Origin of the sequence: Acetobacterium sp. (assembly GCF_036508315.1) — a bacterium.
Taxonomy (GTDB): Bacteria; Bacillota; Clostridia; order Eubacteriales; family Eubacteriaceae; genus Acetobacterium.
Genome location: NZ_DATCHP010000070.1, coordinates 33,695 through 41,916 on the forward strand (window position 1 = coordinate 33,695; position 8,222 = coordinate 41,916).

Below are 8,222 nucleotides of genomic sequence, written 5' to 3' on the forward strand. Positions count from 1 at the left end.
GCACCCGATCCCTGTCAGAGAATGTGTGTAATACATACCTTAAAATAATAACATAAGGCTTTGATGGTTACAAGTATTATTTACATTAATAATGGATTATGATGGATTAAAGTAAATACTTCTGGTAATTATCAACTTTTTCAGATAGTTTGAAAACACCTTCAATATATTCTTTACCAATCACAAAATCATCCTGTTCGTAGTCAGAAGCATAAAAAGAAATTTCCTCCAACAGCTTTTCCATCACCGTATGAAGACGTCTGGCACCAATATTCTCTTCCTCTTCATTTTGTAAAAAGGCAATTTTAGCAATGTGCTCAATGGATCCATCTTCAAAAATTATATTAACATTTTCTGTTCGGATGAGTTCCTGATATTGCTTAATAACCGAATTTTCTGTTTGCGTGAGTATTTGGATAAAATCATCCTCGGTAAGACTATCCAACTGGACACTGATTGGAAATCGTCCCTGAAGTTCCGGGATCATATCAGAAATTTTCGAAACATGAAAGGCACCGGCACCAATAAAAAGAATAAAATCGCTTTTTACCGGACCATATTTTGTATTGACGGTACTTCCTTCAACAATAGGTAAAATATCCCGTTGCACCCCTTCTCTTGAAACATCCGGACCTTGATTACTGCCATTTCCAATAATTTTATCAATTTCATCAATGAAAATAATCCCGTTCTGTTCGGCCTCACGAATACCAATTTCCTGTACCTGATCCATATCAATGAGCTTTTGGGCTTCCTGATTAATGAGAATCTTTCGAGCATCTGCAACAGACACTTTCTTTTTTTTCTTTTTCTGAGGTATCAGATCCCCGAGAATATCATTCATGTTAATACTCATACTATCGTTGTTCATACCCTGCATAATACCAATAGATTTTGAACCATCATCATCAACTTCTATTTCAATGATTTCATCTTCAAGGAGTCCTGCTTCGAGATCCTTTGCGAGTGCTTCTCTTTTTTCTTTTTTTGTCTGTTCTTTTTCAGCATCACTGTCAATTTGATTTTGGCTGGGTGTCGCTGGTTGTGAAGGTTTCATAAATAAATCAAAAGGATTTTTTATGGTTTCTTTTTTCTTTTTTGAAGGGACCAGTATGTTAAGAATAATCTTGTTGACATTCGCTCCTGCTTCAGCATAAACTTCCTTCATTTTTTCCTGCTGAACTTTACGTATTGAAGTACTCACGAGATCGCGGATCATTGATTCGACATCCCTGCCCACATACCCAACTTCCGTAAACTTTGTTGCTTCGACCTTAATGAAAGGCGCCTTAACAAGCTTTGCCATTCGTCTTGCGATTTCTGTTTTACCGACCCCGGTAGGTCCCATAAGGATAATATTCTTAGGCGTGAATTCCTCTCTTAACTCTTCGGATAATAAGCTTCGTCGATATCGATTTCTAAGCGCAACAGCCACTGCTTTTTTAGCCGGTTCCTGTCCAATAATATAACGATTCAGCTCTTCAACAATTTTTTTAGGTGTTAATTCTTTCATTTCCATTCATCCATTTCTACAATACTTCAACCGAAATATTGTCGTTAGTAAAAACACAGATTTCAGATGCGATTTTTAATGATTCATAAACTATTTCTTTTGCGCTGAGACTTGAATGACTTTTTAAAGCCCGTGCGGCTGAAAGGGCATAGGATCCACCGGAACCAATGGCTGCAATATCATCATCCGGCTCAATGACTTCCCCATTACCTGATAAAATCAGGGTTTCTGTCTGATCCATAACAATGAGTAATGCCTCAAGTTTTCTTAAGATCTTATCTGAACGCCATTCCTTTGCCAATTCAACTGCAGCACGTTTTAAATTACCGTTGTATTGCTCTACTTTGTGTTCAAATTTTTCAACAAGCGTAAATGCATCAGCTACCGAACCTGCAAAGCCGACTAAAATTTTGTCATGATAGATTCTTCTGATTTTCTTAGCATTATTTTTCATAATGATGCTTTCGCCCATGGTGACTTGTCCATCCCCAGCAATAGCAACTTCCCCATTATGACGAATACCAACAATTGTAGTTGCATGAAACATGATATTCTCCTCTTTCTACTTTAATTTTTTCCAAATATTAATTAATGCACTGATCTTACACTCTAAAACTTAATTAGATGTTTTATATTCACAATCCTGCTTGTCACAATACAGGATTTTTCGTTTCCCCAAACCTTTTTGAAACAATGTGGATCCGCATTGGGGACATAAGTCGGGAACCGGTAAATCCCAATTCATATAGTCACATTCAGGATAGTTACTGCATGAATAAAAAGTACGTCCTGTTTTAGACATTCTTTTAACAATTTCGCCGCCACATCGTGGACAGAGACCTCCTGTTTTTTCGAAATAAGGTTTTGTATTCTTGCATTCAGGAAATCCGGGACATGCCAGAAACCGGCCAAACTTTCCTTTTTTAATGACCATTCGACGGCCGCATAACTCACAGTCCACATCTGATTCAGGATCTGGAATGGTAATGGCTTCGGCATTTTCCTGGGCATTGGTCAATGATTTCTCAAATCCCGTATAAAAGTTTTTTAATACCTCAACCCAATCAAGCTCACCTTCAGCAACCACATCCAACTTATCTTCCATTTCAGCGGTAAAGGTAACATTCACAACATCACTGAAGTATTCCTTCATTAAGGCCGTAACGGTTACGCCTAGTTCGGTGGGTTTAAAATGCTTTTCAACGACCTCAACATAATCACGATTCTTAATGGTGGCAATGGTTGGTGCATAGGTACTTGGACGACCGATCCCTTTTTCTTCCAGAATTTTGACCAGAGAGGCCTCAGTATAACGGGCCGGTGGTTTGGTATACTTCTGTTCTGTTGATGTTTTTATCCGTTCCAGAGGTTCACCTTCAACCAATTCGGGAAGAATACTGTCATCGCTTAGACTTGCATTTTTTCCAATTCTTGTAAAACCATCAAATTTTTGTATTTCGCCTTTGGTTTTAAAAATTAAATTCCCGCAGGCAACATCAACATCGGTAACAAAATACTGGGCATCTGACATCTGACTGCTGAGGAGTCGATCCCATATGAGCTTGTACAATCGATATTGATCTTTTTCAAGAGATCCCTGTGCGATTGCCGGGGTAATGACTACTGTGGACGGACGAATGGCTTCATGGCCACCCTGGACATTTTTCTTCTTGACAACTTTTTTTTCTTTACCAAGATATTCATCACCAAAATGATCCTCTATGTAAACCTTGCATTCCTGAACCGCTTCATCGGCAATTCGGGTAGAGTCGGTTCTGAGATAGGTAATCAGACCGGTTAAACCACTGCCTTCAATATTGACACCTTCAAAAAGTTGCTGGGCCAATCGCATGGTTCTTTGGGTTGTAAAGCCAAGCACCTTATAGGCCTCCTGTTGCAACGTACTGGTGGTAAATGGGAGTTGAGGTTTCTGGTTGCGAATCCGTTTTTTAACCTTATCCACCACTATGGGGTTTTCGGAAACAATTTTTTCCAGACGGCAAGCCTCTTCTGCATTTAAAATGGTTTTCTTTTTTTTATCTTCCGAATAAAATTTTGAAATGAATTGTTTGTCATCATTCATTTTTTTAAGCAACAAATCAAGATTCCAATATTCTTCAGGAATAAAGGCTGCAATTTCTTCTTCACGATCAACGATGATACGGGTAACCACGGACTGAACACGTCCGCCACTTAAGCCTTTTTTGACTTTTTTCCACAAAAAAGGACTCAGCGAATATCCAACCAGTCGATCGAGAATCCGCCGCGCCTGTTGGGAGTTAACTAAGTCAATATCAATGTTTCGTTTATTATCGATGGCCGCATTGACTGCTTTTTTTGTAATTTCATGGAACTCAATTCGACATTTGGTATTTAAGTCGATTTCTAAAAAATTGGCCATATGCCAGGAGATTGCTTCTCCCTCCCTGTCAGGGTCAGTTGCCAAATAAACAAAATCCGCTTTGCTGGCGGCTTTTTTCAGGCTTTTCAAGAGCTGAGCCTTGCCTCGAATTTTAATATATTCTGGGGTGAAATTATTTTCTATATCGATGCCGATTCGGCTTTTAGGGAGATCGATGACGTGACCCATGGTCGCTTCAACCTCATATCCTTTAGGCAAATATTTTTTAATTGTTTTTGCTTTTGCCGGTGATTCAACAATAACTAAGGTTTTAGCCATTGAATACCTCCTTGTATTTTTTATTCATATATATAACTATAACAACTCATAAGCAGCAACATTATAGCAAAAAAAACATTTGATTACAAATGCTGCCATATAATATAACCCAGACACCTTAAGTCAATATTATATTTCCGTACTTAATTTGGATGACTTCTTCAATTTCCATCATGGTTAATAAGCTGTTCACCTGATTTACTGGTAATCCTGAAATTAATACAAGCTGATCAATGGTGACGTGTCCTTTACGAATAAGATCATATAAATTTTTCTCATCCGGATCACTTATATTTTTCATTTGGATTTCAGGGGTGAAATTATTTTCCCATTCCGAAGTGTTTCCTGGAATAACATAATCCTCCAGAATATCTTTGGGTTCGGTAACCAATTTAGCACCTTCTTTTAATAACTGGTTTCCCCCGGCCCAGTGAACCGAACAAATATCTCCAGGAATAACATACACATTTTTCCCTTGTTCCAGAGCATGGTTTGCTGTAATCAATGATCCGCTTTTTTTTCGGGCTTCAATAATCAAAATACCCTGGGATAAACCGCTGATGATTCGATTTCTAAGGGGAAAATGAAAGGGCAATGCCTTTTCTCCCAGGTTGAATTCACTGATAATCAAGGATTTCTCAGCCATCCGATCGTAAAGTTTTTGATTCGATCTTGGATAACATTCATCTACTCCTGTCCCTAAAACCCCAATGGTATTACCCAATTCATCAAGGCTCCCCCAATGGCTGTTACCATCTATGCCGGATGCCAAACCGCTGACGATTGTAATGCCAACAGTGGCAAGGGCTTTGGCAAACCCCTTAGCGTATTTCTCACCTTGCACAGTTGGGTTACGGGAACCGACAATACCAATGGTCAAACTATTTTCAAGTAAGGTAACATCCCCTTTTGTGAAAAAAGCAACTGGTGGTAAATAAATATTTTTTAGTGACTCCGGATAGTAAGAGGATTCCCTTGTGATTAATTCAATCTGATGGACTTCCATATAATCCCTTGTTTGTTTTGCATTATCTAAATTTTTTGACTGCAAAAAATAATCCAATCCTTTTTCTTTTAAAATCCCTGATTTTTTCATGGACTCTTGACTTAAAGAAAAAATTGTTTGAGGAGAACTATATCGATTAATCATTATATTTTTTTGTTTCAGGGATATTTTTTCAAGGCCCATAAACCAGATCCAATATATCTTTTCATCCATTATTTATTCTCCTCAATAATCATTTCGAATATATTATCACAACCCTTTAGATTTAAGAAACTCTTTTTGAATATAAAAAAACTGATGCTCAAACCCAATGTTTGTTCATTAAGATATTCATGGTTTAAACTATTCGAAATTTCTATATTTGCTTTGATATATTTGTAAATATCCTTGTCGAATCGTAAAAAAAACACCTTCCCTCTGTTTATAACGAAGAGGAAACCTGCTTTTTAAAATGGTTGATTTTTCATTTAATGTTAAAACGAATGGTGTCCGGTTCGATGTACGCATAGGTAATCGCCAGATCGGTGTGTTGATTAATATCATCCACCGCAAAAGCTAAGATTTCTCTGCTTGACAAAACCATCGTGCCGTCGTCAAGGTCTTCATCCTCGTCAAGGTCCTCATCGTCGTCGGTTAACGCACTTAATTCGTCAATTGTGAAGGCCATGCTCTTCACCTTGTCCTGTGATTTCAATATTTCATAAAGCCGAACACTCGTGCCGGATCTCAACGAAAAGACGCTTTTAAGCGGGAGACATGTAAATGAATCGGTCAGTCCCAGGAAGTAAGGTTTTAATGAATCAGCCAGACGCATTTCCATCAACTCGCTTTCCTGATCAAAGCCAATGGATTCAAATAACTGCATGCTGATTATTTTCTCATTCTCTTGAATTTTAATGGTTTGACCTGCTAAATGCTTAATGACTTGCTTTAGGTTACAACAATCAAAGTCAGTGGGGTCGCAGAATTCAGTTAAAGACACTGTGATTGTTTTAAAACAAGGGTCCATTTGGGAAATCTGACTCAGGTAATAAAAAACAACTTTCTGTTCGTTTAAATCTAATTTACTTTTCATGTTACAAATCAAATCATTTGATTTAACCACGGTGGCTTCCATTAATTTGTTATCAACTGTCATACTCTATTCTCCTTTAATTAAAATCTAAAGCCCATGGTCAATTCTGCCAGGCCTGATCACTGAAACATTGCCTGTGCAATCAGTGGATTATACCATATACACAGAAACTAAAAACAAATATTTTTTTGATGATGAGACGAAAGGAAAAGGAAATTGCCAACGTTAAAAAAAAGCCTTGGAAAAAGGCCCAAAGAAGTCCGAATGGATTACAAATTAAAGCAAGTCGAAATGGCCCGGGAATTAAATATGGACCCTTCTATTTGATTGCTGTTTTTTTAACAGGTCACACTTCTTGTAATGAACTTTTTAAGACTCTCTTTATCACGCTGATTCATATAGATCAAACTCAGGTTAAGCTCATATTTTTTCATTCCTCTAACTTCACTTTCCGAAATTTTAATGATACTGCATCTCATTTTTATGTCAGGCTTATCTGAGAGCCATATGATCAAATCAATTATTGAATTTTCGGGGATATTCTCATCGATTTCAATGAGTGCACCGTGGTAACTGATATTTTTGATCAAAGCCCTTTTGTACGGGACATTAACTTCTTCAATTAAATGGTATTCTGCTTCAAGATAATGGTCAATCCTGAAATATTTGCGTCTTTGAATCAGTGTGAAATTATCGTCAATTCTAGTATGAAACAATATTAATGCCTCGTTTTTTTCGATATGAGTGATGGTACCTTCAAAACCCAGCATGCCATGAATTTCATGCAAGAAAACTGCCCTGATTTTTGTCCCTGACGGAAGTAATATAGCTTCGAATTCTTCCACTGGAGAAGACATAACAACTTCAGTATTACTAATAATTTCTATAAACTGACTATTATAGGTTTTACTTATTTTTGAATCTAATGTAGCGATCACTTCAAATTCCAATTTTTTCCCGACTATTATTTCTTTAGCATTCACTGATAAACCTCCCAAGCAAATAATTTGTTTCTTTGTTATCACTTTTTTTTAATTTAAAGCATCTTTTTTTAGTTTTCTAATACATGCTTTAACTTAATGTTTCTTTTTAGAAAGAAGTTTTTTCTCCAGGGAAGCTGTGAGGGTGGCTATGGCTTCTAACCCTTCAACAAATGATGCAGTTGATCCCAACTCCTCATTCGTATCTTCTGTTTCAATTTCGAATTCTTCAAATGGACTGCTAATGAGATTTGCAATATCCTTATTTTCATTATGAAGAATCTTTAAGGTGTTTGAAATATTTCCGGCAATTTCATCAATGTTTTTTCGATGATTTTGTTCGCATTCATAAGCTCTTGCTTTAAATTCAGCAATCATTTTCCTGGTTTTCAGTTTAGAGGTTGTTATCGCATTTCTTAATTCTTTATTGTTTTCATTGACTGCAATTAAACTATCGGATATTCTTTTATTTTGTTCAATAAAGGACTCTTTTTCAGCCAATGCCATGCTGCTTTCATAAACAGCCTCTTCATATTTTTGCTTAATAATTTCATTCTCAGCCAAGATTATGTCATAGGATTGTTGGGTTGCTTCATTTTCTTCATAATCTTCTATTTGAGTATTTAAATCCTTGACAGTCGCCTTTAATTGATTTAGTTGTTTATTTAGTTCAGCATAATCATGTATATTTTTTTTATAAGCGTCGAGTTGTTTTTTCAATTCCTCATTTTCCAAAACAATGGATTCATATTCCACTAGGTCATCCCGGGATACTAGTCCATCTTCACGTTCCTGCAGCTTAATGGTTAGCTCTTCCTTTTCTTTTGATATGGTATTCATCCGCTGTTGGATTTCACGGTTACTTTCTTCATTTTTTTCACATATATTCATATATGTATCTCGTTCTTGTTCCAGTCTGGCAGACATATCAGCAGATTCTTCAATTTTTTTTCTGAATGAAACCTCTG

The 8,222-nt window shown here is 36.7% G+C and carries 7 protein-coding genes; all 7 read right to left on the reverse strand.

Annotated features, from left to right (window positions below; genetic code table 11):
• Window positions 1–106: 106 nt before the first annotated feature.
• Window positions 107–1,513: an ATP-dependent protease ATPase subunit HslU gene (hslU, locus tag VIK44_RS09200; protein ID WP_331553598.1), complete on the reverse strand. Its 1,407-nt coding sequence runs from the start codon at window positions 1,511–1,513 to the stop codon at window positions 107–109.
• Between the two features lie 16 nt (window positions 1,514–1,529).
• Entirely contained in the window at window positions 1,530–2,060 is a 531-nt protein-coding gene (hslV, locus tag VIK44_RS09205; RefSeq protein ID WP_331553599.1) for an ATP-dependent protease subunit HslV, read from the reverse strand.
• A gap of 69 nt (window positions 2,061–2,129) precedes the next feature.
• Window positions 2,130–4,193 (reverse strand): type I DNA topoisomerase, encoded by a 2,064-nt coding sequence (gene topA / locus VIK44_RS09210; protein ID WP_331553600.1) that lies wholly within the window; start codon window positions 4,191–4,193, stop codon window positions 2,130–2,132.
• 118 nt (window positions 4,194–4,311) lie between these two features.
• On the reverse strand, window positions 4,312–5,412 hold the full coding sequence (dprA, locus tag VIK44_RS09215) for a DNA-processing protein DprA (RefSeq protein WP_331553602.1): 1,101 nt from the start codon (window positions 5,410–5,412) through the stop codon (window positions 4,312–4,314).
• A 250-nt stretch (window positions 5,413–5,662) separates the two neighbouring features.
• Complete coding sequence (locus VIK44_RS09220; protein WP_331553603.1) at window positions 5,663–6,337, reverse strand: replication initiation protein; 675 nt, start codon at window positions 6,335–6,337, stop codon at window positions 5,663–5,665.
• A 275-nt stretch (window positions 6,338–6,612) separates the two neighbouring features.
• The gene (locus VIK44_RS09225) at window positions 6,613–7,257 is read right to left on the reverse strand and encodes a flagellar brake protein (RefSeq protein WP_331553604.1); all 645 of its coding nucleotides are present in this window, start codon (window positions 7,255–7,257) and stop codon (window positions 6,613–6,615) included.
• A gap of 93 nt (window positions 7,258–7,350) precedes the next feature.
• A partial coding sequence (locus VIK44_RS09230) for a hypothetical protein (RefSeq protein WP_331553605.1) occupies window positions 7,351–8,222 on the reverse strand: 872 nt, incomplete at its 5' end.

Coding starts and splice junctions, on each gene's coding strand:
- hslU (WP_331553598.1), bottom strand. CDS start 1,513: ATGAAAGAATTAACACCTAAAAAAATTGTTGAAGAGCTGAATCGTTAT.
- hslV (WP_331553599.1), bottom strand. CDS start 2,060: ATGTTTCATGCAACTACAATTGTTGGTATTCGTCATAATGGGGAAGTT.
- topA (WP_331553600.1), bottom strand. CDS start 4,193: ATGGCTAAAACCTTAGTTATTGTTGAATCACCGGCAAAAGCAAAAACA.
- dprA (WP_331553602.1), bottom strand. CDS start 5,412: ATGGATGAAAAGATATATTGGATCTGGTTTATGGGCCTTGAAAAAATA.
- VIK44_RS09220 (WP_331553603.1), bottom strand. CDS start 6,337: ATGACAGTTGATAACAAATTAATGGAAGCCACCGTGGTTAAATCAAAT.